The sequence below is a fragment of the Serratia rubidaea genome (genome assembly GCF_016026735.1).
Classification (GTDB): Bacteria; Pseudomonadota; Gammaproteobacteria; order Enterobacterales; family Enterobacteriaceae; genus Serratia_B; species Serratia_B rubidaea.
In genome coordinates this window covers 3,472,572-3,499,297 of sequence record NZ_CP065640.1, presented here as the reverse complement: position 1 = coordinate 3,499,297, position 26,726 = coordinate 3,472,572, and the positions used below count along the sequence as shown (strand labels likewise).

Below are 26,726 nucleotides of genomic sequence, written 5' to 3'. Positions count from 1 at the left end.
GTTATCAGCCCCCGCCTGCCGGGGGCTTTTTTTCAGGCCACATCCCAGGCTTGACGCAGGGGCGACAGATGTCCGCCCGGACAATAAATTTCACGGGCATTCAGCCGCCGGGCGAAATGCTGCTGCGTCGCCACCGGCGTCAGCGCATCGTTAAGCGGAATCACATAGCTGACCCGGCAGCGCAGTTTCCGCACCGCCGGCGGCGGCGCATCCAACAGCATCTGCGCCGGCTCACTGGCTGCCAACGCGACGGACGCCTGCAACAGCTCGCAAAATCGCGCCGGCTCCTGCAACCGAATCTGCCCCTCCGCCGCCTCGAGCCGGCACAGCGACATCAGCGCGCTCTGCCGGCTTTCCTGATAGCTTTCCAGCGCGCTGCCGCCCTCACTGACCAGCCCGCTGAACAAGCACAGATGGCTGACGCGCTCACCGAGCCTGGCGGCCAGACACTGCGCCAGATAGCCGCCGAAACTGTGCCCGCACAGGGTCAGTGGTTCCACGCACGTCGCCAGCGCCGCCTGCGCTCTGTCCAGCCACCCGTTGAGATCCATACCCTGCACATCCCGCCAGTCGTCAAAACACTGGGCGTCCGCGGCCGACGGCCAGGCGTTCTGGCGTAAAAAAAAGCCGGAGATAATCACACGTTGATTCATGACGATTGCACCTCCTCTTCCTGCGTTCGTTTCAGCGCGTTGGCGCTCCCCTGCAATACCATGATCAGCGCACAGAGCGCCGCCAGGCCGAGAAACAGCGCGCGTCCGCCCAGATGATCCAGCATCAACCCGCCATACAGCGGGGCCAGCGCACTGCCCAGGCTATACAGGTTGGCCGCACCAAAGTAACTGCCGCGCACGGCGTCCGGGGTAATCTGATCGACCGCCACGCTGAAGGTGGGAAACACAATCAGCTCACCCAGGCTAAGGATCACGGTGGCGATCCCCAGCGCGAAAAAACTGCTCAGCGGCGAAAAGGCAAACAAAAACTGCGCCGCCAGCATCAGCAGCATGCCGATTAATAAACGTCCGCCCGATGAGTAACGCTGCAGCAGATGCAGCAGGGGGAACTGCGCCAGCACAATGGTCAGCGCATTGATCGCCACCAGCACGGCGATCATATGCACCACGTCCGGTATGCCGCTGCGGGTCAGGTACTGCACCAGACTGGAGTCAAAATTGGCGTAAACCAGCGCCGCCAGCGTATTGCACAGCAGCAGCAGGCAAAACAGGCGGTGGCGCAGCATCACGCCGCAGGTGGCGAAGAACCCCGGCGGCGGCGGGGATGCACCGGCGGGATGATGACGCGCCGTCTCGCCGCGCAGCATGCGCCACAGCAGAATGCCGTAACAAAAGTAGACCGCGGCGGTAGTCAGAAAGGTGCCGCTGCGCGCCGCCAGTCCGACGGTGACGCCAAACAGCGGCCCGACCGCCGCGCCGATATTGATCGCATAGTAACGGCAATACAGCGCCAGCTCGCGCGAAGACTTATCCTGCACCCGGTCGCCAATCAGCGCCTTGCAGCTTGACTCCAGCAGTGCGCAGCCGATGCTGACGCCGGCGATGCCCACCCCGTAGAGCGCCGGATGATTGCCCAGACACAGCCCGACAAACGCCAGCGCGCTGAGCGTGGTGCCGCCCAATATCAGACGCCGGCGGCCAAAGCGGTCCGACAGCCAGCCGGTATACACGCCGCTGAGCGCGCCGCACACCGTGGCCACCGCCAGCAGCACGCCGATCGCCGTCGCCGACAGATGGAACTGCCGGTAAAGCAGCACCGCCAGAAATGGCCAGACCATATAATAGGCCCCGCGCGTCAGCAGCGTGCCCGCCAACATCAGATGGATCTCTGCCGGCAGCGTACGGAATCGCTCCCAGTTGAAGGTGCCGACACTCATGACGAGACCTCTGTCGCCACGCAGATGCCGCCGCGCAGTACGCCGGCATGGGTATGATGGAACAGCGGCATAAAACTGTCCGGCAGCGGTCGGGTAAATTCGCTGCTGAGCCAGCAGCGCAGCAGACAGCGCTGATAGTCGGCGCTATTTTCAAACCGGGTGCGGGCATGCAGCGAAATATGGTTATTCACCATGACGATGCTCCCCCGCCTGAAGTCCAGTTCAGCATAATGGCCCGGCTGTTCGATCACCGCATCGATCTCGTCCAGCATCTGTCTGACCGCATCCGGCAGCGTCAGACCGTGCCGCACCACAGATTCATTGAATTTGCGAATATAGCGCAGCGTGAAAGTGCTCTCGCTCTCGGTCAGCAACGGCACCTGCGCATAGGGCGCCCCGCCCTCATCACGCAGATCGTGAGGAATAGGCTCGGTCAACAACTTCAGCCAGTGCGGCCGCCGTTGCTCTAACTGCTCCACCACATCGGCCGACGAGCGGATACGGAACTGCCCACCCTGCGCCGCCGGTGACCAGCATCCCAACACGGTGATATCGGCGCGATCGGAATGGAACGCCAGTTCCTGGTTGGTGAGATGTCCACGCTGCGGCGCATTAATCTCATCGCGCATGCCGTGATCCCGCACCTCCTTCAGGTATTGCCCCTGACGGTTGATCGGCACCGGCATCCCCAACCATACGCACAGCGCCTGGAACACGCGGCGAAACTCGCTTTCCGGCAATGACGCCAGCATCTCGGACTCGTGCAGCAGTACGCCGGTGCCCTGTTCAAGTTCCTGATGCAGCCGGCGGCGCAGGTCGACGACGTCACCGCCCGGTAAACGCCCCTGCGACAGGGTGCGGATCACCCCTTCCAAACCGGCGGCAAAGTGACGTGAAGCGTCAAACACCGCATTACCGCGCCATGCGCGCGGCCGCGGGTAGCGGGAAAAAGTCATAACGCCACCTCATACTCTTGCTGCCAGAACGACAGCGTGGTTAATGTGAACAACTGCGCCGCATCGATCGTCGTCAACGTCTCCGGCGTCAGATTGACCAGCCCCAGCTGACGCAGGCTCTCGCCATGCGCCGACAGGTAGCGACGCATGGCCTCGACGACCTGCGGCCAGTGGCTGAAAGGTAAACGGAAATGGCGTTTCGGCTGATAGCGCCACGCTGGCAAACGGCGCTGCAGCAGGGCCGACAGCGGCGCCTTCGCCAGACCATCAACAATGCGCGGCGCCGCGCCGGCCAACGCCGGAACCCCCGCATGCAGATAGGGAGTGCGCGCCTCAATGGTGCGCGACATCAGCAAGTGATCGGCGCGCCGCAACAGCGGCTCCAGCGAATAACGCCGGTCGAAGCCGTCGATGGCCGCTTCGCTGCCCCCTTGCAACGCACTGTCCCCCAACGCGTCAATCCGTGCGACCAGCGCGCGCCCCACGTCCGGCGCCAGCAGCTCGGCCTTGGCGGCATAATCGCCGAACCAGGCGCGGCAGAATTCACGCGGCGCTGGCGCCGCCCCCTGCCGCCACAACGCCACATGGCGCGGATAGCCCCAGAACAGTTCATCGGCTCCCTCACCCAGCAGCACGCAGTGGTAGCCGGCGTCGCCAATCGCATCGGCCAACTGCTGGTACATCACCAGGCTGGACATGCGGGTCGCACTGCCGAAATTGGCGACTGCGCGCCGCAGCACCGCCATAAAATCCGTCTGCCGCAACGGCACCCGCTGCAGGTTGCGCTGCGGCAGCATCGGTTCCGCGTCCTGTTCCAGCGCCAGATGGAATTTGGGATAGTCCGGCTCCAGATAGGTATTGAGCAGATTGGAGTCCATACCGCCGCTCAACAACAGCGCACTCGGCCGAAACGTCTCCCGGCCGAATGACACCGCGCGCTCCAGCGCCGCGTCCAACGGCAGTTCCGCCGCCTCCGCCGCGCCGGCGACGCTATCGCGCCGGAGCAGCTGCGCCCGTCCGTCCTCCAGGGCGAACACCAGTCTCTCCCCCGGCTGCAACAGCCGCACGCCGCTGAACAGAGTCTGCTCGCTCAGCGGAACGCCGGTGGCCACCAGTTCGGCTATCGCCCCATAGTCTGGCGCGACCTGCCCGACCAGCGTCAGCAGCGGTTTGATTTCCGACGCGAAAGCCAGGCTGCCGTCTGCCGGCCGGTAACAGTAATACAGCGGTTTAATGCCCAATCCGTCACGCAGCAGCGTCAGGGTGGCGCGCTGCGCGTCCCAGGACGCCAGCGCAAACATGCCGTCCGGCAGCCGGCCCTGCGCCATCCCGTCAAGCAGCAGCGCGATTTCCTTATGGATATCCGCGCCGCGCACGTACACCTCTCCGTTGTAGGCCGCATAGCCCTGCGGCGTTTTGACCGGCAACGGCGTCGGCGCGGCGCTGGACATCGGCAAACGCGTCATCGCCAGCCCGCCGTGCGGCAGCGCAACGCTGCCTTCGCCGTACGGCCCGCGGTGACGCAGCTGCGCCAACGCGGCCTGAAAGCGCGCGGAGGGGATCTCCGCGCCGAGGTAACCCACTATGCCGCACATAATCAGACGACCTCCTGACCGATCAACGCCGCAATCGCTTTACGATCGTGCTTACCCGCACCGTTCAGCGGCAGACTCTGACTCAAACAGACCACCGTACGCGGCGCGCGCTGCGTCCCCAGTTGTAGCTCCAACCATGCCGTCAACGCCTGTCGTTCTTGCCCGCTGCTCTGAATAACGGCGATATAATCTTCCCCGTATACGTCGCAAGGCACTTTCAGGCAGCAGGCGTCCACCACATCCTCCCGCCCGTTGAGCAGCTGTTCGCACTCATTGAGATGAAACAGATTGCCGCCTTTATTGATCGTGCCATCGGCGCGCCCCAGCACGTGGACCCCGCCCTGCGCGTCAAAGAAAGCGACATCCTGCGTATCCAGCCAGCCGTCCTGCAACACCTGCGCGGTGAGCGCCGGCTGATTGATATAACCCGAAAACAGGCTGGGGGTTTTTACCCACAGGCGTCCGCGCGCCCCAGGCCGGTTCAACGGCGCGCCGCTCTCATCGGTTAAACGCAGCGACAATCCGACCGCCGGGCCGACCGAATTGTCGAACAGTTCGCCCTGACGCCGGCCGAACAGAAATGCAAAGCCGCACTCGCTCAAACCATAAATATTGGCCAGCGGCGCGAAGTGCTGCTGGAACAGCCGCTGCGCTTCGGCATCCAGCCGCGCCGATCCGGCAACGCACAGCAAGCGCTCAAGCCGGTAAGGATGCGGCGGCGGCGTGCCCTCTTTCACCATAAAATTGACGATCGGCGGCACCATATACAAAAACGTAATGGCGAACCGATCCACATAACGCCAAAAGTCGTCGCTTTCAGCCCAACAGTGCAGCGGCAACAAGACGACGCTGCCGCCATACAGCAACGGGAACAGAAAATTAATGCCGAGGATCCCCAGCCCGCTGACCCGGTAAAAGCAGCCGGCGCGGGTGTGCTCGCCGATCTGCAGACAGCGTTGGCCGATGGCATAAGCGCTGACCATCGCCTGCTGGCTGAGCACAATGCCCTTCGGCTTACCGGTAGTGCCCGAGGTAAACAGGATCATCCGGCTCTGCGCCGCGCGATCCGGCGCCTGCTCGCCTGCTGGCAACGGCGCGAAGTCGAGAGGCGCCTGCAACCCGGCGAATTCATCGTGCAACGTGATGTTGCCCGCCAACACGCGAAGCGACATTTCATCGATAATCGCGCGTTTGGCCGCCTGCCCCCATTCCGGATCGATCAGCACCAGATCCTTGCCGGCACGCATCACGGCATAGATCAGACAGATGCAGCGGTATGAGTTATCCAGTAACACGCCTACGGCATCACCAGGCTGCTGCGCCAGTTGCCTGGCCAGACCGTTAACCAGCTGATCGGTCTCGCCCCAGCGATAGTCCATCGGCGCATCGGGGTCGCGTGCATCGGTCAGTAAAATACGCTGCGGCTGCTCTGACGCCATACGACGCAGCGTGGCATCCAGCGTTGCGGGTGTTTGCACCATGCCGGGATCCTTAGCCGTTGACAGCGGTAAACGCATGGATATCGAAATTCATCGCCACCTGCGGCGCCCGCTCAATATCCAACACGGCGGCGGCGAACTGATCGATATAGTCCTGCCCGCCCTCCTCTTCGATATAGCGCGTCACGTAGCTGGTAGACAGGAAAAACAGCGCCACCTCTTGCGGCGTCAGGAAAATAATATTGGCGAACACTTCGCGGCGCGCCTGACGCAAATGGTCGCAACTCTGCATCACCTCCAGCGTGTCGTCGTACTGGGTCAGACGCGGGTCGCGGTGGCGTGACCACTTGGTAACCAGTTCATGTTCGATAAAATCGCGCAGTGGACCATACGCCACCGGAAAATCATATTTGTACGCACAAAACAGCCCGCCGGGTTCCAGCCACTGCGCCATCTTCATCAGCACCGCTTTACGATCCATCCAGTAGAACGAGGTGGCGCTGGTGATCAGATCGAAACGGCGCTGCGGGACGAAATCTTCGGCAGGAGAGACGCTGAAAGTCAGATCCGGGTAGTTTTGGCGGGCCTTTTCAATCAACGCCTCGCCAATATCGCAGCCTTCCACATGTTGAAACAGCCCCTGCAGACGCACCGTGGAGACGCCGTTGCCGCAGCCAATATCCAATGCGGCGTTATGGGCCGGCGCTCTGGCCGCCAGCGAGGCGTACAGCGCATCGGGATAGGCGATCTTGCCGCGCACCGCGTTATAGGCCTGAGCATTTTTATTGAACTGTTTCATTGAGTTATCTCCAGTAAGCTGTCGTGGTAATCGCCTTTATGCACAAAATTGATATAGGTGCCGCAGCCGCGGATAAAGCGGTAAGAGTGCGCCACGCCGGCCGGAATAAATACGCTGGCGGGCGAAGTCAAACGCCTCCGCGTCCCCCCGAGATCCACCTCGACTTCCAGACCGGCGTAATCCGCGCCATCACCCAGGAATAAAAATACGGAATCGCAGTTATGGATATGGCTGTCCACATGGCCGCTGACCGCCGAATCGTCGGCATCCGCGTCAGCAAACTGGCGGGCGATAAAGTAGAACGGCGAGCCGTCCACCAGCCGCTTATCCAGCATAACAAAACGCTTGCCCGGTCCGTGGCGATGATATTTCAGCTCGGTTGCCGATTTCTCGAACGGCGCCAGGAACAGCGCCTGCTGGTGCATCGGCTGGAAGCGTTCCAGCGACACCCGACCGTTGATCAGCTCGGGGTCAAACACGCTGTAGGCAGCGCTGTCCTCCTGCATCGCAAGCTGATGCAGCCGGGCTACGTGCACAAAGGCGTTTTTCCCCACCACCGGCTGCATCGGTGACAACGGAATGCGGCTGTAAGCCTCCACCAGCTCGGAGAGCGCCATCATGTTTTTCAGGTTGAACCGCTCCTGCTGAAAGCGCGTATGCAGCAGGGTCAGCAGTTGGAAGGTATCCGTGATCCCCGCCCGCTCGCCGATGCCGTTGCAGCTGATTGACTGCCACTTCACCCCGGCCTGAATCGCCGCCAGCGTATTCGCCAACGCCAGCCCCCGGTCGTTATGGACGTGATACTCAAACTCGACGTCATAAAATTCCTGACGCAGCAGCGACAGCACATCAAAAGTTTCATCCGGCAGCAGGATACCTACGCTGTCCGCAAAACAGATGCGGTCGGCCCCCGCGTCCCGCGCGGCGGCCACCATACTGACCAGATCGGATACCGAGGTGCGCCCGGCGTCTTCCACCGTCGCCCGGACCTGCAGTCCCAGGCCGCGGGCGTAGCGAATCGCGTCGCCGAACATGGTGAGAATGTCTTCGCGCGTCATCCCTTTGAACTTGGTCGTCAGCGAAATAGCGTTGATGGAGGCAAACAGCCCTACCCACTGCGCGCCGCTGCGCGCCACGGCGTCGATATCTTCCGAGCGCGCCCGGGCGTGCGCCAGCACCGGCACCGGGGAAACCGCAACCACGCTGCGCACCCGCTCGACTTCCTGCGCAGAAATAAACGGGTGGCCGCACTCAATCATGTCCACGCCCAATGCGCCGATCTCTTGCGCCAGCAACGCCGACTGCTGGGCAGTAAAACTGCATTGCCGCGCCTGTACGCCTTCGCGCAGGGTACAATCGATCACCTTAATCATCGCTGCGCCTCCCCGCTATCGGCCAGCGTTGCAAAGTTCGGTTTGGCGATAAACTCCATAATCTTCGGCGCCCGGCCGAACTGACGGGAAAAACGCGCCAGGAAGGTCACCATTTTCAGCGAGTGCTGACAAAGCTGCGGCAGGTAAACATCAATATTCTCTTCGGCAATGTCTTCGTTGGGGAATACCGTTTGCAAATGACTTACGATCCAATTTTTCATTGTGACCTCACATTAAGTTTCTGATATTCACTTTCATCAACAAACACCACGGGCATACCGATGCGTAACTGTCCGCTGGTATTCATATAACTGCCGTGCGGCGTGCGCGCCGGCCAGACCAGAACATCACCCGCCTCCAGCGGCGCATCGACGATGCTTTCCGGCGGAATGCGATTTTTTTCAACGTCAATGCATTTGAACATCGGGTATTGCAGATTGAATTCATGCGGATAGATGGTCTCAGCCGATCGGCAATAGAACATGCCGCCGTTTTCATTGCGGGATGGGGTCAACGCAATCCAAAACGTCACGGCGCTTTCATAGGCTTTTTCCCACAGCGCAATATCCTGATGCAGCGGAATATAAGATTCATCGGCGTGGCGTTTGATAAAGGCGGCATGACGCAGCAGCTTCGGCCGCGACAAATGGTCGCCGACCAACGCATTGAGGCCGGACAGCTGAAACCACTGCTGCCAGAAGGACGGATCGGCCTCACTCAGATTACGGATCTTTTTCGCATAGCGCCCGTCGTCATCGGTAATATCGAACTCCGGCTCCAACAACGGCTGCGGCGCCTCCGACGCGGACAGGATCCACGTCAGGGCCTGCTGCTGGTAATGCGAGGTAATCACCTGCTGAAAATGCTTCATGACATAGCTCCCCCATTGATCAGTTGCGATATATGAACGATAACGTCCCGATCCGTCATCACGGTATGGTGGGCGGCGTCGCTGTCGAAACGCCGCAACTCCCTGACCTGTTCACGCCAGTCGCCGGCCGGCGCGCCATTTTCGCCCCGGCAGCATATCCAGTCCGCCTGCACGATCCGCCCCTGCGGTCGCCAGTCGCTGAACAGTGCGATGTTGTGCAAAATCACCGCCTGCCGAATCTCCCCCAGCTGTTCCATCAGCGCGATCCAGTCGCGCGTTTCCGTCGTCAGCCAGCGCGCAAACTGTTGCTCGGCCGGCGTACGACGAAATTCGGCGCGGGGAAGATGACTGTCCACCATAATTAGCCGCGGCGCGCCGGGTAAACGCTGCAATAACTCAAAACCCAGCGCACCGCCAAACGAGTAACCGACGATGATGGACGGCGGTTCCGCGGCGTTGTCGGCCAGGTGCTGCGCCAACGCGGCCAGGCTGCCACACAGCGGCAGACGGTGATAATCGATGCTGCGGGTCGCCGCCGGCAGATGCGGCAACAACGCGCGAAAACAGCCAGGGTGGCCGATAAAATCCGGCAGCAGCCAAATCATGCGCCCAATGCCCGCCGTAGCGCGCCCCCCAGCGCCTGGCTGAACGCCTCACCCAGCCGTGTGGTCAGCGCCACGCGCCAGCCGCCCTGTTCGATGCCGGTCAGCGTCAGGGTGATCGGTTTGCGGCTGCGCTGCTCCGGGCTATGACGAAATGCCGGCGGCGTCGCCGGACGGTCGATAATGTTCAGCATCACCAGCGCCCGGCGGTAATTCACCCCGGCCGCCTCGGCAATCTCCTCTTGCGGCAACAGCGCATGTTCCAACCAGCTGCGTCGGCGAGACTCGAATTCCGCCGCGCTGCAGCCGGCATCCAGTACCAAAGGAATAAGATTGATATAGCAACCGCTGGCCGCCGCCCCGCCGTCGCCGCGCCGCAGCGTTACCGGCGCGACCGCCAGCAACGGCCCGCCGATGCCCTGTTGCCGCAGCGCCTGCGCCAACGCCTGCGCCACCAATGTCGCGCCGCCGCGGCCGGCGGGCAGATCAAAAGTCTGACCGGTCGTCGTCGGCGTTACCGCCGGCAACGTTTCCTCCCACGGCGTCAACGCGGCGAATAGCGCTGCCTGCCCGCGCCAGAAACGCTGTAAACGCGAATGCTGCAGCGCCAGCGTACGTCCAAGACGCCACTGCAGCTGGATAAAGGAAAAATCCGGAGCGGTCATTTCGCCGTCCTGCAGCCAACGCTGCGCCAGCGGCAGCAGCACGCGTATAAAATCAGCGTCGGCCACCAGGTGATGCAGCCAAATCCCCCAGCGCCGTTCGCCGGCGCAGCGCGCCGTTACGATACGCAGCATGCCGCGCTGGAACACCGAGTGCGGACGGACGAGCTGCGCCTGAATAAACGCCTCATCGTCGGCATATTCCCCGGCCTCTTCCGGCAAATAGGCCGCCGGCCGGGTGCTGACGCACCATTCCGGCTGCTCGCCGTCCCACGCCACGTTACTCGCTAACAGCGGAAAAGCGCGATACAGCGCCGCGCCAAGCTGCGTCAACCGCTGTTCATCCTCCGGCGCTCCGCCGACGGCCAAAAAAAACAGGCCGTACTGCGTCAGGTCGCCGCTCATCATCTCTCCCAGCACGATGGCGTTAAGCCAGGCGGGCAGCGGCGTACGCCATTCGTTATCGGCCTGCGCCAGCAGCGCCGCCTTCTGCTGCGCCAGCGCGGCGCGTTCCTGAACGGTCAGACGCTGCCATTGTCCGAACACCACCAGCCGCCCATGCAACGGCTGACAATAAATATCCCGTTTGCTCAGATCGTTCATCATCTCTCTCATAGCACCAGCGGCTGTTCCGGGATTGCGGTATGACGCGACGTCGCCGAGCGGCCTTTGGCGCTCAGCAGGCGGGCGAAAGCGGCCAACGTAGAGTGGTCATACAGCTCGTTGAGCGAAATGTCGGCCTCTCCGCCGTCAGCCTGAGTGATGGCCAGCAGCCGCAGCGCGAGCAGCGAATTCCCTCCCGCCTGGAAAAAATCCAGCTCAGGATCAACCACCGGCTGCCCCAGAATCTGGGCCCACCAGGCCGCGCACAGCGTTTGCATCGGCGTCAGCGGCTCCTCGACCTCGGTATGCCGGCGTTGATGCGCCTGCCACTCGGCCAGCAGCGCCCGCCGATCGGTTTTGCCATGCGGCGTCAGCGGGAAGCGGCGGAGGCAAAGATAGGCGCCTGGTCGCTCCCAGGAGGCCAGCGCCAGCGCCGCATCACGCGCCGGGCCATCATCCTGCGCCAGTAAGACGGCGACCAGACGTTTGCTGCCCTGTTGTTCAACCACCAGCAGCGCACAATCCTGTATCGCATTCACCTGACGAAAATAGGCCTCCAGCGCCGCCAGGTTCAGGCGGTAGCCGTTGATTTTGACCTGACTGTCGACGCGGCCGACAAAGTGCAAATAACCGTCGTCGTCATAGCGGGCGAGGTCGCCAGTGCGATAGGCGCGCATGCGCCTTCCCCGCAGCTCCACCGTGACAAATGCCCGTGCGTTTCTGTCCGGTGAACGGTGATAGCCCCGCGCCAGACCGGCGCCGAACGCATAAATCTCCCCCGTTTCCCCGGCGCAGGTAACCGGCGCACCCGCCGCATCGTACAACCCAACCTCAGTGCCGTTGATTGCCCGGCCGATAGGAATATCCTGCGCGGCCGCATCCTGCGGACGAATAACATGGCAGCAGGTAAAGGTGGTGTTTTCCGTCGGCCCATAGCCGTTGATAAAGCGGGTTGCCTTATGGGCCGCCAACGCCCGCCGCACATGGGACGTCGACAGCGCGTCGCCGCCGGTCAGCAGGTGTTGTATCCCGCTCAGACAGGCGAGATCCACATCAACAAAGGTGTTGAACAATGACGCGGTCAGCCACAGCGTATTCACGCCGCGCTGCCGGATATGCGCGCGCAGTTTTTCCGGCGTCAACATACCGCCGGCGTTAACCACACAGCAGCCGCCGTTCAGCAGCGCCCCCCATATCTCCAGCGTCGCGGCGTCAAATGAGAGCGGGGAGTGAAACAGGAAAGTCAGCGCGGCGCCGAACGGCAGGAAATCCTGCTGCTGGCACAGCCGGGTCACGCCCGCATGGGTACAAACGATCGCTTTGGGCTGGCCGGTGCTGCCGGAGGAAAAATTGATGTAGGCCGCGTGCTGCGCGGAAAGCTCAGGCAGCGCCACCGCGGATTCACGGGTATCGAGCGTGACGGGAAGAAACGCCACCCCCGCAAGCACAATGTCGGGCAGCGTATCGCCGCAGTGCAGCACGCGCCGACAGCCAACGTGGCGCAGATGGTCACCCAGCCAGTCGGCGGGCTGACTGACGTCAACATACAGATAATGATTGCCTGACAGCACCACGCCAAGCAGCGCCGCCAGCGTCCGCACGCTTGGCGGGCCAGAGATCCCCACGCACTCATCGAAAACATCATCATTAATTAATGTTTTACTCACATTGCGTGCCGCACAGCCAAGTTGCTGGTAATTCAGCGAGATATGCTCATCCACAGCCGCCAACGAGGAAGCATGTTTTCCCATGGCGAAAATGAATTTATAATTAATTGAATTACAATCACTTAAATTCATACAATGACACCACCGCCAGCCGTTTTTTCCCAAGCACCGACTAAGCGTAGTTAATGCCATTGCCGTTTTGTAAATTTAATGTAAATTAAATATGTAAATAAACATTAACAATGTAAAAGGTATTGATTAACATGCCGTTAGGCGACGAACTTTCACGCAGGTTATCAATACGTCGACGAAAAACGCAGGCTAATATTTTGATATAAAAATAAAAAAGCAGACGTTTTCAGTTACGAGAGGGACAATTAAATGACTCACCGTTTTTTTGCCGCTCGTGGCGCCCACCGGCCCACGCTCTGCTTTCCCTGGTGCGAAGAGGGGTACATTGCCGCCCTGCCGACGATTACCTACTGCCGGCTGACGTTTGACGCAGCGTACTACCATGACCGGCAGTTCACCCGCTGCCGTATCCCGTTGCCAACCTGGCTGAGCGGGATGCCCACTGCGCGTAAGGCGGACTATCTGGCGGGGCGTTACTGCGCGCGGCGCGCGTTAATGTGCTTGGGCGCTCACGTTACCGACGTCGGCGTCCACCTGGGGCGGGTTCCCCGCTGGCCGGAAGGCTTTATCGGCTCCATCAGCCATTCAGCCAAACGTGCGATCGCGCTGGCGACCAATGACGCCAGGATCCGCCATCTGGGGGTCGATACCGAACGTCATCAACCGGAGGCGATGCGGGAAATTGCAGAAATGCTGGCCTCGCACGCGGAAGCGCAGTACATCGCCCGTTTGCCGCTAGCGCGTGAATGGGTGCTGACGCTGCTGTTTTCAGCCAAAGAGAGTTTGTTCAAGGCGCTATATCCGGCCCTGCAACGCGATTTTGATTTTATGGCGGCGGAGCTGGCCGCGCTGGCTCCGGCTGAGCGACGCTTCACGCTGCGCCTGACCGTAACGCTGTCCGCACACTTTAAGGCAGGCGATTGCTTTGACGGTTACTTCAGCGAAGACGGCGACCACCTGACGACGCTGGTGGTCGTCAGGCAATAATCGCCCGGTTCAAACGCCTCAGCGCGCCAGCGCGCGATACCCCTCAAGCTCGGCCGGCGGCATACCGGCCGCCTGCGCCGCGGCGCAAATCTGCTGCCAGGTATTGCCGTCAATCGGGATGCCGTCCTGCAGGCGCAGTGCGCGGTTCATCTCTTCCCACTCTCCCGGCACCTGAATCGGCTCGTCGCCGCTTTCCGGCGAGGCCTTCACCCAGTCGACAAAAGCTTCGGCCTCGGCCTGCATCGCCGGCGCCTCAAAGGCGTCCGGGCTGAGGATAATGGTGGTCATGCAGTTGATGATCGCGTCGTTGGTCACCTGCAGCGTGTCGTCATGGGTGGTCTGTCCGCCGGAGAGCGCGCCGCCCAGGATCTCGCACAGCGTCGCCAGCGCATAGCCCTTATGGGCGCCGAACGGCAGCAGCGAACCAAACGGCGCTTCATGCATCACCTTCGGTTCATTGGTCGGCCGTCCCTGCTCATCGATCAGATAGCCGGGCGCCACCGTCAGGCCTTTGTTGTACGCGACGCGCGTTTTGCCATAGGCAATGCCGCTGGTGGCAAAATCCAACAGCAGCGGCGCCTGGCCGGGACGAGGGAAAACAACGCAGAAAGGGTTGGTGCCGAAGCGGCGATCGCTGCCGCCAAACGGCGCCACCATCGGATCGCCCATCACGTTGACGAAGTGGATGGAAACCAGGCCGGCGCGCGCGCACTGCTCCGCCCAATGGCCAATGCGACCGATATGGTGGGCGTTGTGCAGCGCCACGGCGGCGATCCCCAGCTGGCGCGCGCGTTCAATGCCGCGCTCCATGGCCTCGCAGGCGACCACCTGGCCAAAACCTTTGCCGCCGTCCAGCGTCAGCACCGCTCCGGCATCCTTCACCACCCGGGCATGGGTATTCAGCTGCAGATGCCCCTGCGCCAGCGATGACATATAGCGCGGGATCATGCCGACGCCGTGCGAATCGTGCCCGGCCAGATTGGCCTGCACCAGATGCTCTGCCACCAGCTCGGCCTCACGGGCGGAACTGCCGGTATGACGCCAGATAGCCTGAACAAACTGCCCTAACCGCTGGCTGTCGATACGATACTCAGAACTCATGCCGCGAATCTCCTTGTGCGTGAATGTCTTTCCACCCTAAGCACAAAAAGTCATTGCGGCAAGTGAGTAACTCACTGTTTGGCGCGCTCCGCCGTCAGGGTTGCGATACGCATGATCACCGCCACCGCCTGCTCCATGCCCTCCAGCGTAATAAACTCGTGTTTGCTGTGGAAGTTGTAGCCGCCGGTAAACAGATTAGGGCACGGCAGCCCCTTGAAAGAGAGCTGTGCGCCGTCGGTGCCGCCGCGGATCGGCTTGAGCACCGGTTCAATCCCGCAGTCGAGCATCGCCCGCTGCGCCAGTTCAACCACGTGCGGATGCTCGGCCACCTGCTCGCGCATATTGTAGTAGCTGTCCTCAATGGTGACGTCGATGCGGCACTCGCGCGGCAGCCCTTTGCCCACGTGCTCCGCCGCCGCCATCAGCTTACGTTTGCGGGCGGCAAAGCCGTCGCGTTCAAAGTCGCGCAGAATATAGTGCATCTCGGCGCGGTCGACCTGCCCCTTGATGCTGCTCAGATGATAGAACCCCTGATAATCCGCGGTGTTTTCCGGCGTTTCCTCCGCCGGCAGGCATTGGTGGAAACGGGTTGCCAGCGTCAGCGCGTTGACCATCACGCCCTTGGCGCTGCCGGGATGCGCATTGTTGCCGACGATTTTCACCACCGCCGAAGCGGCGTTGAAATTCTCGCACTCCAGCTCCCCCACGCCGCCGCCGTCAACGGTATAGGCCCAGGCGGCGTTAAAGCTTTCGACGTCAAAATAACGGGCGCCCTTGCCGACCTCTTCATCCGGCGTAAAGGCGATGCGGATATCGCCGTGCGGGATCTGCTGCTGCCGCAGACGCACCATGGCGGTCATGATTTCGGCAATGCCGGCCTTATCGTCCGCGCCAAGCAGCGTTTTGCCGTCGGTGGTGATCAGCGTCTGCCCCAGCAGCTGGTGCAGCACCGGGAAACGCACCGGCGACAGCACCTCATCGCCGATACCCAGCGCAATATCACCGCCGCGGTAATTTTCCACAATTTGCGGGTTTACCTGCTTGCCGCTGACGTCCGGCGAGGTATCAAGGTGGGAGATAAAGCCGATGGCGGGCACCGGCCAGGCGACGTTGGATGGCAGGGTCGCCGTGACGCAGCCCTGTTCACTCTGCATCACCTGCGCAAAACCCAGTTCCAGCAGCTCCTGCTGTAACGCGCGCGCCAGTTTCAGCTGCCCGTCGGTACTTGGCACATGTTTAACGTTCGCTTTAGATTGCGTATCAAAGGTGACGTAGTTAAAAAAACGATCGAGTAGTTTATCCATGATGGCGCCCTTCAAATTATCGCAAGTCATTATGCAAAAGCGCCTGAAGGGAAATATTGCGTCAGGTCATTTTTAACCAGAATTAGCGGGAATCATTACCGGCAGTAATGATTTATTGATTAAATGAATGCGTTAAACTGTCGCATAGTGCGGCTATAATGGTAAAAATCAGCGCGTTGCCGGTGGTTCGGCTTTCAATTCACTGCCACAGCGTCTATCATGCGCGCTCTAAAAATTTCGAGCGGCGCCACTGGTTTTGAGCTTTTGTACGGCGGGGTATTTCGCCAGCTCTCGCAGTCTTTTCCAGCGGCGGTTCTATCTGCAAGAGTTCACGGGATAGAGTGACACCATAAATGACTGAGACATCCTCTCTAAAGCCACTGGTTGAATTAAAAGCGTTAAGCAAAGGGTTCGACGGCAAAACTATCATCAGCGATCTTGAACTCACCATTAATAACGGCGAGTTTTTGACGATCCTCGGCCCCTCCGGCTGCGGCAAGACCACCGTATTGCGCCTGATCGCCGGCCTGGAAGATGCCGACAGCGGCCAGATCGTGCTCGACGGTCTGGATATTACCGCCATTCCGGCCGAACAGCGCCACGTTAATACCGTCTTCCAAAGCTACGCGCTGTTTCCGCATATGACGGTGTTTGATAACGTCGCCTTCGGCCTGCGGATGCAGAAAACGCCGGCGGCGGAGATTACCCCGCGGGTGGAAGAGGCGCTGCGCATGGTGCAGTTGGAGGCCTTCGCCCAGCGACGCCCCAGCCAGCTGTCCGGCGGCCAGCAGCAGCGCGTCGCCATCGCCCGCGCGGTGGTGAACAAACCGAAAGTTCTGCTGCTGGATGAGTCGCTGTCGGCGCTGGACTATAAGCTGCGCAAGCAGATGCAGAACGAGCTGAAAGCGCTGCAGCGCAAGCTCGGCATCACCTTTGTCTTCGTCACCCACGATCAGGAAGAGGCGCTGACCATGTCCGACCGCATCGTGGTGATGCGTGAAGGCCGCATTGAGCAGGACGGCACGCCGCGCGAGATCTACGAAGAGCCGCGCAACCTGTTCGTCGCCAGCTTTATCGGCGAGATCAATATCTTCGACGCCACCGTGCTGCAGCGCATCGACGCACAGCGGGTGCGCGCCAACGTCGAAGGGCGCGAGTGCGATATCTACGCCAGCCTGCCGGTCAGCGCCGGCCAGCGCCTGAAAGTGCTGCTGCGGCCGGAAGATCTGCGCGTTGAGGAGATCAACGGCGCCGAGCAGGTCGACGGCCTGATCGGCTACGTGCGCGAGCGTAACTACAAGGGGATGACGCTGGATTCGGTCGTCGAGCTGGAAAACGGCAAGATGGTGATGGTCAGCGAATTCTTCAACGAAGACGATCCGGACGTCGACCATTCGCTGAATCAGAAAATGGCGGTGACCTGGGTTGAAAGCTGGGAGGTGGTGCTGGCCGATGAAGACCTCGCGTAAACTGTTCCAGAATGTGGTGATTACCGGGGTGGTGGCCTGGCTGGTGCTGTTCGTCTTTATGCCGAACCTGATGATCATCGGCACCAGCTTCCTGACCCGCGACGACGCCAACCTGATTCAGATGGTGTTCACGCTGGATAACTACACCCGGCTGTTCGATCCGCTGTACGCCGAAGTGCTGCTGCACTCGCTGAATATGGCGGTGATCGCCACCCTGTGCTGCCTGGCGATCGGCTATCCGTTCGCCTTTATTCTGGCGCGCCTGCCGCAGAAGGTGCGGCCGCTGCTGCTGTTTCTGCTGATCGTCCCCTTCTGGACCAACTCGCTGATCCGCATCTACGGCCTGAAGCTGTTTCTCAGCACCCGCGGCTACCTGAACGATTTCCTGCTGTGGCTGGGGGTGATCGATAAGCCGTTTCGCATCATGTACACCTCCGAGGCGGTGGTGCTGGGCCTGATCTATATTCTGCTGCCGTTTATGGTGATGCCGCTCTATTCCAGCATCGAGAAGCTGGATAAATCCTGCCTGGAGGCGGCGCGCGATCTCGGCGCCAGCAAGCTGCAGACCTTTATCCGCATCATCGTGCCGCTGACCATGCCGGGCATTATCGCCGGCTGCCTGCTGGTGATCCTGCCGGCGATGGGGCTGTTCTTCGTCGCGGACCTGATGGGCGGCGCGAAAAACCTGCTGATCGGCAACGTGATCAAGAGCCAGTTCCTGAATATTCGCGACTGGCCGTTCGGCGCCGCCACCAGCATCTGCCTGACGCTGGTGATGGGCCTGATGCTGCTGGTGTATTACCGCGCGGCGAAACTGCTGAACAAGAAGGTGGAACTGGAATGATCGGACGCCTGCTACGCGGTGGTTTTATGACCATCATTTACGCCTATTTGTATATTCCGATCGTGATTCTGATCGTCAACTCGTTCAACGCGTCGCGCTTCGGCATTAACTGGCAGGGCTTTACCGTCGACTGGTACTCGACCCTGCTCAACAACGACAGCCTGCTGCAGGCGGCGGGCCACTCGCTGACCATGGCGGTGCTGTCGGCCACCTTCGCCACGGTTATCGGCTCGCTGACCGCGGTGGCGCTGTACCGCTACCGCTTCCGCGGCAAGCCGTTCGTCAGCGGCATGCTGTTTGTGGTGATGATGTCGCCGGATATCGTGATGGCGATCTCCCTGCTGGTGCTGTTTATGCTGCTGGGCATCTCGCTGGGCTTCTGGTCGCTGCTGTTTTCGCATATCACCTTCTGCCTGCCGTTTGTGGTGGTGACCGTCTACTCGCGCCTGAAGGGCTTCGACGTCAAGATGCTGGAAGCGGCGCGCGACCTCGGCGCCGGCGAGGTGACGATTCTGCGTAAAATCATCCTGCCGCTGGCGATGCCGGCGGTCGCCGCCGGCTGGCTGCTGAGCTTTACCCTGTCGATGGATGATGTGGTGGTGTCCTCGTTCGTCACCGGGCCAAGCTATGAGATCCTGCCGCTGAAGATCTACTCAATGGTCAAAGTCGGCGTCTCGCCGGAGGTGAACGCCCTGGCCACCATCCTGCTGCTGATGTCGCTGGTGCTGGTGCTCGCCAGTCAGTGGGTAATGCGCGATCGCAATGTCAAATAATCAGGTGGGCACATTCATTTTGTGAATGTGCCCATTTTTATTCTGCTATCCTGTTTTTGGCTAAAAAACCGCTATTTGCCAAGAAGATAACCGCCTTTACCCCGCGTCGCACGCCGCCTATAATGGCCGCTTTCTGGGGTATAGGGCCGCCGCGCCGCTATTCGGCCTATACTGTTAAACGCGATAACTGCTGAAGGATACGCTGCATGAAAAAGTGGTCACACCTGCTCGCAGCCGGGATGATGGCACTGAGCATCGGCTCTGCAACCGCCGCCGATGACGGCAAAACCCTCTATTTCTATAACTGGACTGAATATGTGCCGCCAGGCCTGCTCGATCAGTTCACCAAAGAAACCGGGATTAAGGTGATCTATTCCACCTATGAATCCAATGAAAGCATGTACGCCAAACTGAAAACCTATAAAGACGGCGCGTACGACCTGGTGGTGCCTTCCACCTATTTCATCGCCAAGATGAGCAAGGAAGGCATGCTGCAGAAGATCGACAAAAGCAAGCTTAGCAACTTTAAGGATCTCGATCCCAACCTGCTGAACAAGCCGTTCGATCCGAATAACGACTACTCGATCCCCTATATCTGGGGCGCCACCGCCATCGGCGTCAACAGCGACGAGATCGATCCGAAAACCATCACCTCATGGGCCGACCTGTGGAAGCCGGAATACAAAAGCAGCCTGCTGCTGACCGACGACGCGCGTGAAGTGTTCCAGATGGCGCTGCGTAAACTGGGCTATTCCGGCAATACCACCAATCCGCAGGAGATTGAGGCCGCCTATAACGAGCTGAAAAAGCTGATGCCGAACGTGCTGGCCTTTAACTCCGACAACCCAGGCAACCCGTTTATGGAAGGGGAAGTCAATCTGGGGATGGTGTGGAACGGCTCAGCCTTTGTCGCCCGTCAGGCCGGCACGCCGCTGGAGATCGTCTGGCCGAAAGAAGGCGGCATCTTCTGGATGGACAGCCTGGCGATCCCGGCAAACGCCAAGAACGTCGACGGCGCGCTGAAGCTGATTAACTTCCTGCTGCGGCCGGAAATTGCGGTGCAGGTGGCGAAAACCATCGGCTATCCGACGCCGAACCTGGAGGCGAAAAAGCTGCTGCCGCCGGAGATCGCCAACGACAAATCCCTGTATCCGGACGACGCGGTGATCAAAAACGGCGAATGGCAGAACGACGTCGGCGACGCCAGCACGCTGTACGAAACCCAGTTCCAGAAGCTGAAGGCCGGCCGTTAACGCCAGCCTCACTCCTGTCAGGCCGGGCGCACTGCCCGGCCCTGTTCCCTTCCCCGCCTAGCCCAACGCCAACGGCAGCGACTTCAGCGAACGTAAAATCAGACTGTCCGTCTGCCACTGCGCCTGCTCCAGCGGCCTGAGGCGCGGAAAGTGCTGCAGCAGCGCGGCACAGACGCTTTCCGCCTGAAACCTTGCCAGCAGTTGCCCCGCACACAAATGTGCGCTGCCGCCGAACCCCAGATGCCGAGAGTTATTTTCACGGTGCAAATCGAACTGCTGCGCGCCACAAAACTGTGTTTCATCACGATTAGCCGCCCCCAGACACAGCAACACCGCATCCTGCTCACGCAGCGTGCGGCCATGCAGCGTCCACGGCTGGATAACGGTACGCCGCGCCATCTGCAGCGGTGACTCATAGCGCAGCGTTTCCTGCACCGCCTGCGCAATCCACTGCGGGTGCTGCCGCAGCTGCTGCTGGAGCGGTTCATCCTGCGCCACAACCTGCATCAGGTTGCCGATCAGCGCCTCGGTGGTTTCGCTGCCGCCAATCAGAATGGTGACGCAGTCGGCGCTGAAGTAGCGTTGCATCAGAGCCTGCTGGTCGCCATAGCCCTGCGCCAGCGCAGCAAAGAACAGTGAAGGACGGCCGTCGGCGCACTCCTGGTAGAGCTGGCTGAACAACGTGTCCAGACGCCGCAGCGCTGACGCCAGCCGCTCAAGGCCGGCCCGATCGATGGCGCTGGGATCGAGCAGCAGACGAATACTCTCCTTCTCCTGCTCAATCACCTGGCTCTGCTGCGGTGAAAGATTCAGCCAGCGGGCAAACAAACGCGGCCACAGCGGCCGCGCCAGCTGCACGATCACATCCAGGCGATCCGTCTTCGCCAGAGCGGCGATCGACCGGTTAATTTCATCGACGACCAGCCGCCTGAGCTGCGCCAGCGGCTCGCGGCTGAACAGCGCCATCAGCGGCTTACGGTGCTGCCGGTGCGTACCGTTATCCTGAAACAGCGCCATCTCCTGCACCAACATCGCCAATTCAGGCGCCAGCCCGCCTTGCAGGCGCGCGAACTCCGCGCTCAGATGCCGCGGAATACCGCTGCAGCTGAGCTGCGGGGCGCGCAGCGCCGCGCTGACATCCTGATAACGCGTCAGCACCCAGGTTCTGCCGATGCGCAGCAGCGGCTGCTGCCGGCGCATTCGCTGATAAATCTGATAAATATGCTGATTAAATAAGGGAGAGGCCGGGTTAAAACGCAGGGTTCTATCATCAGAGTTATTCATGAATATGAAACCTCTTTTTGACTAAACACGCTCTTTCGGCCGAAAGAGCCATGTTTTAGTAAAGCAAAGTTTCATTATCATGCCACGTGATAACGGATTTCATTGCCGCCGCGGCGCGCAGGCCGCGGCGAGTTCTGCGGGGTTACGGCCGGTCGGCGCGTTCAATTTTCCCCATCAGAAACTTATGCACAAAGCGCGGCACCACTTCGCTGGCCGGGCCGTAGTGCTTCTCGGCAAACTGGCTTTCCACCTGGCTCGGCTCCAGGTTCAGCTCCATGGTGTGCGCGCCGCCCAGCCGCGCCTCGTGCACAAACCCGGCCGCCGGATACACATGGCCGGAGGTGCCGATAGCGACGAAGAAGTCCGCGCTTTCCAGCGCCTGATAGATATCGTCCATGCCGATCGGCATTTCGCCGAACCACACCACGTGCGGGCGCAGCGGCGCCGGGAACTGGCAGCAGTGGCAACGGTCGTCGACGTTCAGATCGCCGGGCCAGTCTACCACCTGGCCGGACTGCGTACAGCGCGCCTTCAGCAGTTCGCCATGCATATGCACCACCCGGCGGTTGCCGGCACGCTCGTGCAGGTTGTCGATATTTTGCGTAATCAGCAGGAAATTGTCCCCCAGCCACTCTTCCAGACTGGCCAGCGCGCGGTGCGCGGCGTTCGGCGCGATATCATCCTGCTGCAGCTGGCGGCGGCGCGCATTGTAAAACGCCTGCACCAGCTCCGGATCGCGCTGGAAGCCTTCCGGCGTCGCCACGTCCTCCACCTTATGCTCTTCCCACAGGCCGTCCGCCGCACGGAAGGTGCGAATGCCGGACTCCGCAGAAATGCCGGCGCCGGTCAACACCACCACAAACGGCTTTTTCAACTCCGCCGCCGCCATGGTATCGCGGTGAAAAATCCGCGAACGGAAACGTTGGTGCAACACATGTTTGCTCTTGCGAAACTGACACAGCCGATGGCGCGTACGCATAACTACTCCTTATTCAATTATCCACCAGGTTGAGGAACGCCGCCCCGCGTACGCCGCCGGCATCGCCATAGCGCGCCGGCTCGATCCTTGGCATCTTCGCCACGCGCAACAGGCTGCGCGGCAGACGCGACGGCAGCGCCTGATAGATCGCTGCAAAATTCGAAAGTCCCCCGCCAATCACCACCAGATGCGGATCGATGACGGTCAGTAAATTGCCCAGGCAAATCGCCAGCAGATCGAGAAAACGCTCAACGTGAGCCTGCGCCTGCGGCTCACCGGCCTGATAATGCGCAATAATTTGCGGTGCAGACAAGCGCTGCTGATAAAAATGCGCGTACAGCCACTCAAATCCGCGGCCTGATATGTAATTTTCAATGCAACCATGGTGGCCGCAGCCGCAGGCAACGCGAGGTATGTCACGCCCCAGCACCTCCAGCGCGTCGACCGGCAGCCGCAGGTGGCCGAATTCGCCGGCAATATGATTGCGGCCCGACACCACCTTACCGTCGACGATCAGGCCGCCGCCGACGCCGGTGCCGAGAATCAGCCCGAACACCACCGGATAGCGGCGGAACTCCTCATCCCAGGCCTCCGACAGCGCGAAGCAGTTGGCGTCGTTTTCCACCCGTACTTCCCGGCCGATCAGCGCCGCCAGATCGCGCGGCAGCGGCTGCCCCATCGCCGCCGGCACGTTGGCGGTAAACAGCGTGCCGTCATCATCGTTCGGCAGGCCGGGGATGCCGATGCCCACCTGTCCGGGCGCGCCGCAGACGGCGTCCGCCTCCAGCGTCATATCGCGCAGCGTCGCCAGCAGTTGGCGATAGTCGTCCCGCGGGGTCGCCACCCGCTTTTGCCAGATACGCTGCAGCTTGGCGTCAAACACGCCCAGCTCAATTTTGCTGCCGCCCATATCAAAACCGTAGAACATCCGTTACCTCACGCAAAAAAATGGGGCTGCATCACTGCGCCCCATTTTTAATCCGGTCACTGACCGCTTAGCACCCGCGCCGGATCGATACGGCTGGCGCGACGCGCCGGGTACCAGCTGGCCAGCAGGCTGAGTACGATGGCGGTCGCCAGGACGATCAGTACGTCCAGCCAGTGCAGCTCCGACGGTAAAAAGTCGATAAAGTAAATATCGCCGGACAAAAACGAATGTCCGACCATTTTTTCAATCAGCTTAATGATATTTGTCAGCTGCAGCGAGGCAAACACGCCGGCCACCACGCCGCTCAGGCTACCCACCAGCCCCGCCAGCAGGCCGTACCAGACAAATATCGCCCGGATAAAGCCGTCTTTGGCCCCCAGCGTACGCAGCACGGCGATATCGCCACTCTTGTCCTTCACCGCCATCACCAGCGTGGAGACGATGTTAAAGCAGGCCACGCCGATCACCAGCACCATCGCCAGATACATAATGGCGCGGATCATCTGAATATCGCGGTACATATAGCCGTACTTGCCGATCCAGCTCTTGATATAGACGTAGGCGTTGGTCACCTCGCCGGCGTCGCGCACCAGCTTATTGGCGGCGAATACGTCATTCACCTTGATGGCGATGCCAGTGACACTGTCACCCATGTCCAGATAGCGCTGCGCATCGGCCAGCGGCACCATCGCCAGGCTGTGATCCAGCTGGCCGCTGAGCTGCAAAATGCCGCTGACGTGCAGGCGGATACGCTTCGGCTGCAGCAGTTTCATTTCCGGGTCGCTGTTGGGGATCATCACCGTGACAAAAGAGCCCTGCTTAACGCCGAGCGCATCGGCAACGCCTTTGCCCAGAATCACCTGCTGTTCGCCGCCCTTGAAGTTGGCCCAGGCGTCGCCCTGCACATATTTCGGCAGCGCGCTGAGATCCGCTTCCTGCGCCGGGTCAACCCCTTTCAGCTGCACCGCGCGCAGCTGGGCGCCGTTTTCCATCAGGCCGGTGAAATTGATGTACGGCGCGGCGGCCAGAATGCCCGGCACCTTCTCCACCCGCTGCATCATCGCCGGCCAGCCGTTAAACGGCTGATTGACCGGCTCGATTTCCCCGTGCGGCACCACCGACAGCACGCGGTTTTGCAGCTCGCGCTCAAAACCGTTCATCGCGCTCAGGCCGACGATCAGCACCGCCACCCCCAGCGCAATGCCGATGGTGGAGATCACCGAAATCAGCGACACCATGCCGCCGCGCCGCCGACCGCGGCTGAAACGCAGCGCCGTCAGCAGTGAGAGAGGCAATGCGCGCATTACTCGGCCCCCAGCAGCGTCAGCTGCGCCTGCAGATGGCCGTCGCGCATTTCCAGCTGACGGTTAAGGCGTTTGGCCAGCTGCAGATCGTGGGTCACCACCAAAAACGCGGTGCCCTGACGCACGTTCAGCTCGCCCAGCAGATCAAAGATGCTGTCGGCGGTGCGCTGGTCCAGGTTGCCGGTCGGTTCATCCGCCAGCACCAGCGACGGATTGTTCACCAGCGCACGGGCGATCGCCACCCGCTGGCGTTCGCCGCCGGACAGTTCGGCAGGACGGTGTTTGCTGCGCTTATCCAGCCCGACCGCCGCCAGCATCTCCAGCGCCTTCTCCTGCGCCTGCGCCGGCTTGACGCCGCCGATCAGCAGCGGCATCGCGGCATTTTCCAATGCGGTAAAATCCGGCAGCAGATGGTGAAACTGGTAGATAAAGCCCAGCTCGCGGTTACGCAGCTCCGCCTTGGCGGCGGACGACAGCGCGTTCATCGCCTGCCCTTTGAACACCACGCTGCCGGAGGTTGGTGAGTCCAGCCCGCCCAGCAGGTGCAACAGGGTGCTTTTCCCCGAGCCCGAGCTGCCGACAATCGCCATCATCTCGCCGGGCTGCATGGCAAAGCTGACATTACGCAGCACGTCGGTATGCAGATTGCCTTCCTGATAGGTCTTGCACAGGTTGTCACACTGCAACAATGGATGGTTACTCATAACGTAAAGCCTCAGCGGGTTGAACGGCGGCGGCGCGCCATGAAGGATACAGCGTGGACAGCAGTGAAACCACCATCGCCGCGACGGCGATGATCGTCACCTGCAGCGGATCCACCGCCACCGGCAGCGATGCGCCGTCAATCAGCGCGCCAAGCGCCGGCATAATGGTATTCAGGTTCAGCGCCAGCAGCACGCCCAGCAGGGTGCCGAGCAGCGCGCCGATGATCCCGGCGCTGGCGCCCTGGGTCATAAACACCGCCATAATCTGGCGGCGCGTCAGCCCCTGGGTTTGCAGGATGGCCACTTCGCCCTGCTTTTCCATCACCAGCAGGCCGAGAGAGGTAATGATATTAAAGGCGGCGACCGCCACAATCAGGCTCAGCAACAGCCCCATCATGTTCTTCTCCATACGCACCGCCTGGAACAGCTCGCCTTTGCGATCGCGCCAGTCTTTCCAGCTCGCGCCCTGCGGCAGCGCCTGCCGGCTCAGGCTGTCGACCTCCAGCGGCTGCTGCAGGAACAGGCGCCAGCCGGTGATGTTGCCCGCCGGATAGCGCATCACGCGCGAGGCGTCCTGCTGGTTGACCAGCAGCTGGTATTCGTCCACATCGCTGTTGGCGTGGAAGGTGCCGGCCACGGTAAACACGCGCTGGCTGGGGATGCGTCCCATCGGAGTAAACTGGCTGGCGCTCGGCACCATCAGGCGCAGTTTGTCGCCGCGTTTGACGCCCAGTTTGCCGGCCAGCACTTCGCCCAGAATCACGCGGTACGCGCCCGGCTGCAGCGCCTGCTGTTTGATATTGACCAGAAACGGCGTCAGCGGATCGGCTTCATCCGGGTTGACGCCCAGCATCACCCCGACCGCCACGTTGCGCGGGCTTTGCAGCACCACGTCGCCGGTAGTCAGCGGGGCCACGCGGGTGACGCCCTGCAGCCCCTGCACCGCAGAGGCCGGTAGCCGTTGAGGATTGACCGACCCGCTCGGGGTGGTGACCAGCGCTTGCGGCATCAGACCCAGAATGTTGTTTTCCAGGTCTCGTTCAAAGCCGTTCATCACCGACAACACGGTGACCAGCGCCATCACCCCCAGCGTAATGCCGATAGTGGAAAGCCAGGAGACAAACCGGCCAAAGCGGTCTGAAGCCCGCCCGCGCATGTAGCGCAGGCCAATGAATAACGCGACAGGTTGATACATGAAATCCGTTT

General features: G+C 61.1%; 25 protein-coding genes. 5 read left to right on the top strand and 20 right to left on the bottom strand.

All coding sequences use genetic code 11. The features are described 5' to 3' along the window. Positions 1–32 precede the first annotated feature (32 nt). The 12 genes from I6G83_RS16360 to I6G83_RS16305 are packed head-to-tail and all read right to left on the bottom strand — an operon-like array spanning position 33 to position 12,542. On the bottom strand, positions 33–653 hold the full coding sequence (locus I6G83_RS16360; protein WP_054306459.1) for an alpha/beta fold hydrolase: 621 nt from the start codon (positions 651–653) through the stop codon (positions 33–35). Further along, positions 650–1,891: an MDR family MFS transporter gene (locus I6G83_RS16355; RefSeq protein ID WP_054306458.1), complete on the bottom strand. Its 1,242-nt coding sequence runs from the start codon at positions 1,889–1,891 to the stop codon at positions 650–652. Before I6G83_RS16355 ends, I6G83_RS16360 begins: the two co-directional genes overlap by 4 nt. Then, complete coding sequence (locus tag I6G83_RS16350; protein WP_054306457.1) at positions 1,888–2,847, bottom strand: TauD/TfdA family dioxygenase; 960 nt, start codon at positions 2,845–2,847, stop codon at positions 1,888–1,890. The genes I6G83_RS16355 and I6G83_RS16350 overlap by 4 nt, the downstream gene beginning before the upstream one ends. Then, positions 2,844–4,442, bottom strand: coding sequence for an asparagine synthase-related protein (locus I6G83_RS16345; RefSeq protein WP_054306456.1), 1,599 nt, complete (start codon positions 4,440–4,442; stop codon positions 2,844–2,846). The genes I6G83_RS16350 and I6G83_RS16345 overlap by 4 nt, the downstream gene beginning before the upstream one ends. 2 nt (positions 4,443–4,444) lie before the next feature. After that, positions 4,445–5,923 (bottom strand): class I adenylate-forming enzyme family protein, encoded by a 1,479-nt coding sequence (locus I6G83_RS16340; protein WP_054306455.1) that lies wholly within the window; start codon positions 5,921–5,923, stop codon positions 4,445–4,447. A 10-nt stretch (positions 5,924–5,933) separates the two neighbouring features. Continuing rightward, a complete protein-coding gene (locus I6G83_RS16335; protein WP_054306454.1) occupies positions 5,934–6,680 on the bottom strand; it encodes a class I SAM-dependent methyltransferase in 747 nt (248 codons plus the stop codon). Beyond that, positions 6,677–8,053 carry a 2-isopropylmalate synthase gene (locus tag I6G83_RS16330; RefSeq protein WP_054306453.1) on the bottom strand — a complete coding sequence of 459 codons (1,377 nt, stop codon included), beginning with the start codon at positions 8,051–8,053 and terminating at the stop codon, positions 6,677–6,679. The genes I6G83_RS16335 and I6G83_RS16330 overlap by 4 nt, the downstream gene beginning before the upstream one ends. After that, positions 8,050–8,274 carry a hypothetical protein gene (locus I6G83_RS16325; protein WP_169802932.1) on the bottom strand — a complete coding sequence of 75 codons (225 nt, stop codon included), beginning with the start codon at positions 8,272–8,274 and terminating at the stop codon, positions 8,050–8,052. Before I6G83_RS16325 ends, I6G83_RS16330 begins: the two co-directional genes overlap by 4 nt. Then, positions 8,271–8,924 carry a phytanoyl-CoA dioxygenase family protein gene (locus I6G83_RS16320; RefSeq protein ID WP_169802933.1) on the bottom strand — a complete coding sequence of 218 codons (654 nt, stop codon included), beginning with the start codon at positions 8,922–8,924 and terminating at the stop codon, positions 8,271–8,273. The genes I6G83_RS16325 and I6G83_RS16320 overlap by 4 nt, the downstream gene beginning before the upstream one ends. Further along, positions 8,921–9,529, bottom strand: a complete 609-nt coding sequence (locus tag I6G83_RS16315; RefSeq protein ID WP_054306452.1) for an alpha/beta fold hydrolase — start codon at positions 9,527–9,529, stop codon at positions 8,921–8,923. The genes I6G83_RS16320 and I6G83_RS16315 overlap by 4 nt, the downstream gene beginning before the upstream one ends. After that, positions 9,526–10,794, bottom strand: coding sequence for a hypothetical protein (locus tag I6G83_RS16310; RefSeq protein ID WP_054306451.1), 1,269 nt, complete (start codon positions 10,792–10,794; stop codon positions 9,526–9,528). The genes I6G83_RS16315 and I6G83_RS16310 overlap by 4 nt, the downstream gene beginning before the upstream one ends. Before the next feature lie 5 nt (positions 10,795–10,799). Then, complete coding sequence (locus tag I6G83_RS16305; RefSeq protein ID WP_072186129.1) at positions 10,800–12,542, bottom strand: non-ribosomal peptide synthetase; 1,743 nt, start codon at positions 12,540–12,542, stop codon at positions 10,800–10,802. Between the two features lie 297 nt (positions 12,543–12,839). On the opposite strand from I6G83_RS16305, the gene I6G83_RS16300 reads away from it, so the two are divergent. Beyond that, positions 12,840–13,577: a 4'-phosphopantetheinyl transferase family protein gene (locus tag I6G83_RS16300; protein WP_062778977.1), complete on the top strand. Its 738-nt coding sequence runs from the start codon at positions 12,840–12,842 to the stop codon at positions 13,575–13,577. 18 nt (positions 13,578–13,595) lie between these two features. Here I6G83_RS16300 and I6G83_RS16295 read toward each other — a convergent pair whose 3' ends face one another. Both I6G83_RS16295 and pepT read right to left on the bottom strand, forming a co-directional pair. Further along, a complete protein-coding gene (locus tag I6G83_RS16295; RefSeq protein WP_054306450.1) occupies positions 13,596–14,678 on the bottom strand; it encodes a malate/lactate/ureidoglycolate dehydrogenase in 1,083 nt (360 codons plus the stop codon). Between the two features lie 71 nt (positions 14,679–14,749). Beyond that, complete coding sequence (pepT, locus tag I6G83_RS16290; protein ID WP_054306466.1) at positions 14,750–15,982, bottom strand: peptidase T; 1,233 nt, start codon at positions 15,980–15,982, stop codon at positions 14,750–14,752. Between the two features lie 353 nt (positions 15,983–16,335). Here pepT and potA point away from each other — a divergent pair, with 353 nt between their 5' ends. From potA to potD, 4 genes are all read left to right on the top strand, one after another. After that, on the top strand, positions 16,336–17,451 hold the full coding sequence (potA, locus tag I6G83_RS16285; RefSeq protein WP_054306449.1) for a spermidine/putrescine ABC transporter ATP-binding protein PotA: 1,116 nt from the start codon (positions 16,336–16,338) through the stop codon (positions 17,449–17,451). Beyond that, the gene (potB, locus tag I6G83_RS16280; protein ID WP_054306448.1) at positions 17,435–18,295 is read left to right on the top strand and encodes a spermidine/putrescine ABC transporter permease PotB; all 861 of its coding nucleotides are present in this window, start codon (positions 17,435–17,437) and stop codon (positions 18,293–18,295) included. The genes potA and potB overlap by 17 nt, the downstream gene beginning before the upstream one ends. Then, positions 18,292–19,068 carry a spermidine/putrescine ABC transporter permease PotC gene (potC, locus tag I6G83_RS16275; protein WP_054306447.1) on the top strand — a complete coding sequence of 259 codons (777 nt, stop codon included), beginning with the start codon at positions 18,292–18,294 and terminating at the stop codon, positions 19,066–19,068. Before potB ends, potC begins: the two co-directional genes overlap by 4 nt. Before the next feature lie 206 nt (positions 19,069–19,274). Further along, entirely contained in the window at positions 19,275–20,321 is a 1,047-nt protein-coding gene (gene potD, locus I6G83_RS16270; protein WP_054306446.1) for a spermidine/putrescine ABC transporter substrate-binding protein PotD, read from the top strand. Between the two features lie 57 nt (positions 20,322–20,378). On the opposite strand, the gene I6G83_RS16265 is transcribed toward potD, so the two are convergent. The 6 genes from I6G83_RS16265 to lolC form a co-directional block, all read right to left on the bottom strand. Continuing rightward, positions 20,379–21,605: a cytochrome P450 gene (locus I6G83_RS16265; protein WP_054306445.1), complete on the bottom strand. Its 1,227-nt coding sequence runs from the start codon at positions 21,603–21,605 to the stop codon at positions 20,379–20,381. Between the two features lie 142 nt (positions 21,606–21,747). Then, on the bottom strand, positions 21,748–22,584 hold the full coding sequence (gene cobB, locus I6G83_RS16260; RefSeq protein ID WP_015671981.1) for a Sir2 family NAD+-dependent deacetylase: 837 nt from the start codon (positions 22,582–22,584) through the stop codon (positions 21,748–21,750). A gap of 13 nt (positions 22,585–22,597) precedes the next feature. After that, positions 22,598–23,512, bottom strand: coding sequence for an N-acetylglucosamine kinase (gene nagK / locus I6G83_RS16255; protein WP_015671980.1), 915 nt, complete (start codon positions 23,510–23,512; stop codon positions 22,598–22,600). 56 nt (positions 23,513–23,568) lie between these two features. After that, positions 23,569–24,816 carry a lipoprotein-releasing ABC transporter permease subunit LolE gene (gene lolE / locus I6G83_RS16250; RefSeq protein WP_015671979.1) on the bottom strand — a complete coding sequence of 416 codons (1,248 nt, stop codon included), beginning with the start codon at positions 24,814–24,816 and terminating at the stop codon, positions 23,569–23,571. Next, positions 24,816–25,520 carry a lipoprotein-releasing ABC transporter ATP-binding protein LolD gene (gene lolD / locus I6G83_RS16245; protein ID WP_015671978.1) on the bottom strand — a complete coding sequence of 235 codons (705 nt, stop codon included), beginning with the start codon at positions 25,518–25,520 and terminating at the stop codon, positions 24,816–24,818. The genes lolE and lolD overlap by 1 nt, the downstream gene beginning before the upstream one ends. Continuing rightward, on the bottom strand, positions 25,513–26,715 hold the full coding sequence (lolC, locus tag I6G83_RS16240; RefSeq protein WP_054306444.1) for a lipoprotein-releasing ABC transporter permease subunit LolC: 1,203 nt from the start codon (positions 26,713–26,715) through the stop codon (positions 25,513–25,515). Before lolC ends, lolD begins: the two co-directional genes overlap by 8 nt. Positions 26,716–26,726: the final 11 nt, after the last annotated feature.